General features: G+C 60.7%; 1 protein-coding gene. It reads right to left on the minus strand.

What is annotated here, in order from left to right:
* Nucleotides 1-369 (minus strand): undecaprenyl phosphate translocase family protein (locus B2W96_RS10975; RefSeq protein WP_293010384.1); only part of this gene is annotated, 369 nt, incomplete at both ends.

The following is a 369-nucleotide window of genomic DNA, read 5'->3' on the forward strand; positions in this document are numbered from 1 at the left end:
TACAGCCCCAGCGCCATCAGCACGGAGGAAGCCGCCAGCCCCGGAATCACAATTCCCAGACCAAACAGCGCCCCGCTGAGGGTAAAAGACCAAAAATTCGGCTCAAGCTGAACGGACAGCACCCGTCCCACGTAAAACAGCACCCCAAAAATCGTCGCGGCGCAAATGCCCATGCTGACCCAGGATGCACGGCTGTGGCCCTCCTTCCCCGCTTCGCGGTAAAGGGAGGGAACCGTCCCCACAATCAGCCCGATAAACGCCCAGGTGGTCACTGCCGCAGATACGTTCAGGGCCGCCGAAATTCCCCTTGCAAAGCCCATAAAACCCACGGCGCAGCCCAATCCAAGCGCGGGAATCCGCCCCCAGTAT

It is taken from the genome of Oscillibacter sp. UBA6647, assembly GCA_002455655.1.
Classification (GTDB): Bacteria; Bacillota; Clostridia; order Oscillospirales; family Oscillospiraceae; genus Oscillibacter.